This window comes from Arthrobacter sp. JCM 19049 (assembly GCF_001310435.1).
Genome location: NZ_BAXF01000478.1, coordinates 1 through 1,642 on the forward strand (window position 1 = coordinate 1; position 1,642 = coordinate 1,642).

At 67.2% G+C, this 1,642-nt stretch carries 1 protein-coding gene and 2 pseudogenes; all 3 read left to right on the forward strand.

Translation table 11 applies throughout. The features are described from left to right. Positions 1 to 174: 174 nt before the first annotated feature. Positions 175 to 315 (forward strand): annotated as a pseudogene (locus JCM19049_RS21020) (phosphatidate cytidylyltransferase); the annotation flags it as partial. An 85-nt stretch (positions 316 to 400) separates the two neighbouring features. Continuing rightward, positions 401 to 577 (forward strand): phosphatidate cytidylyltransferase, encoded by a 177-nt coding sequence (locus tag JCM19049_RS13570; RefSeq protein ID WP_279403226.1) that lies wholly within the window; start codon positions 401 to 403, stop codon positions 575 to 577. A 266-nt stretch (positions 578 to 843) separates the two neighbouring features. Then, positions 844 to 1,355: pseudogene (locus tag JCM19049_RS13575) on the forward strand (DivIVA domain-containing protein). The last annotated feature ends 287 nt before the right edge of the window (positions 1,356 to 1,642 follow it).

Consider the following 1,642-nt stretch of genomic DNA (forward strand, 5'->3'; position numbering starts at 1 on the left):
CAGCGACGTGCGCACCGCCGTCCCGCTGACCCCGGTGCTGCTGGCCTGCGCCCTGCTGCCGGCGGCCGCCTACTTCGGGGGGCTGCAGGCCCTGGCTTCGCCTACCTGGGCTCACTGCTGCTGGCGGTGCTGTTCAGGATCATGGAGGGCCTGAAGGGCGCCAGTGCCTCGATCATGGCATCGGTCTTCATCATCAGCTGGGTGCCGCTGCTTTTGAGCTTCGCCGTCCTGCTGCTGGCCGATGAGAAGGGCCGGTGGCTGATCGCCTCGATGCTGCTGCTGGTGGTCGCCAATGACACGTTCGGCTACATTGTCGGGGTGCTGCTGGGCCGGCACCCGATGGCCCCGAAGGTTTCGCCGAAGAAGTCCTGGGAGCTTCGCCGGGTCCATGCTCGGCGCCATGGTGATCGGTGCCCTGTGCGCCCAGTACCTGCTGCAGATGCCGTGGTGGACCGGGCTGATCCTGGCGGTGTTCATCGTGGTGGCCGCCACCACCGGGGACCTGTCCGAATCTATGGTGAAGCGCGAACTGGGCATCAAGGACATGAGCAACCTGCTGCCCGGCCACGGCGGGTGATGGACCGGCTGGACTCGGTGCTCTTCTCCGTTCCGCTGACCTATCTCGCCTCCCACCTCATCGATTGGGTGACCACCTACTCCTAGGACCCGCGACGGTGTGCCCCGGCCCGCGGGGCAACTCGAACGCATAGAATATTGCCGGTACCGTGCGCGGTACGACCAGGCCACGAACCAGGCGCGAGCCAGTACGACGAAGGATGAAACGTGTCGCAGCAAGCAGATACCCCGTTTTCCCGGGTCTCCGAGCAGGAGTTCGGGTACAACATGAAGCAGGTAGACGCTTTCCTGGACCGGGCGCGGGAGACCTTCAACGGCGAGGGGTCCGATGAGACCCTGGTGACCAGCACCTGGTGCGCCGCACCACCTTCGCCCCGCAGAAGGGCGGCTACAACGCCCGCGAGGTCGACGGGGCACTGGACCGCCTGGAGGACGTGTTTGCCAAGCGGGAACGCGATGACCTGATCGCCCATCAGGGCGAGGAGGTCTGGCTGCAGCAGGTGGGCCGGTTGGCCGCCATCCTGCGTGGCCGCCTGCACCGCTCCCACGGGGAACGCTTCCGCCGCCCCTCGCGCTCCAACGCCGCCAGCTACAACGTCGAGGACGTTGACCGGTTGTGCGACCAGCTCATCGAGTACTTCGAAAAGGACGTGCCGATGAGCGTGGACTCGGTGCGCCGCGTCGAGTTCCGCACCGCGATCGGCACCGAGGGGTACGAGGAGTCCCAGGTAGACGCGTTCCTGGACCGCGTCGTGGAACTGATGGCCTCGATCGACTAGCACCGCAACGAACAAGAGCGCGGCGGGCCGCCCCTGGCATGGGGCGGCCCGCCGCGCTCTTTTCCTGCCTCCAGCTCACCGCAGCACGGCACTGAACGCCGGTGATCCGGTGAGGGTGGGGTCAGTCGCTCAGGGTGCTGCGTTCGGGCACGTGCAGCCGTTCCAGGATCCGGTCCACGTTGCGCGGAACCCGTTTGGCGGTGGTCAGCGAAACCAGGACCGTGACCACGAACGCCAGCGGCACGCTCCACGCGGCCGGCTGGCGCAGCAGCGCCGCCAGCACGGAC